The sequence below is a fragment of the Pseudomonas sp. 30_B genome (assembly GCF_017491605.1).
Classification (GTDB): Bacteria; Pseudomonadota; Gammaproteobacteria; order Pseudomonadales; family Pseudomonadaceae; genus Pseudomonas.
The window spans coordinates 1-611 of sequence record NZ_JAFGYY010000105.1; the positions used below are offsets into that span (position 1 = coordinate 1).

Consider the following 611-nt stretch of genomic DNA (forward strand, 5'->3'; position numbering starts at 1 on the left):
GATATTTGTAGAAAAAGATATTTGTAGAAATGTTATAATGTCTAATAAAAATGCCATCATATAGCCAAGATTTTAGAGACATCGTAATTAATAAACATGAAGAAGGTATGACGGAGTTCGAGCTGAGTAAGTTTTTTAACATAGACAAGCGTACAGTTGTTTCATGGATAGAGTTTTATAAAAGAACCGGAGATTATAGTTCAAAGCAAGGAGTTGGTTGTGGCAGAGTCGCTAGCTTTACCGATAAAACATTGATTGAACAGTATTTGATAGATCATCCAGATGCAAGTGCATTAGATATAAAAGAAGCATTAGCCCCTGATATTCAAAGAAGTACATTTTATGATTGTCTTAATAGACTTGGTTTTAGTTTTAAAAAAAGACTCCAAAATATAAGCAAAGAAAAGAACATGAAAGGTTGGAGTATATAGAAAAACTAAAAGAAATAGCTCAAAACTTGTTATTTTATATAGATGAGATGGGGTGTGACAATAAGCTTTCTATCCTAAGAGGATGGTCACTAATTGGTGAGCCTAGTTATGGTGAGGTTTTAGCATATCAAACACAAAGAAGAAGTATTGTTGCTGGATATAATTATGCAGATAAAAAGA

The 611-nt window shown here is 31.8% G+C and carries 1 pseudogene; it reads left to right on the forward strand.

The window, feature by feature from the left end:
* Positions 1-50 precede the first annotated feature (50 nt).
* Positions 51-611, forward strand: a pseudogene (locus J5M67_RS27430) (IS630-like element ISFtu1 family transposase); the annotation flags it as partial.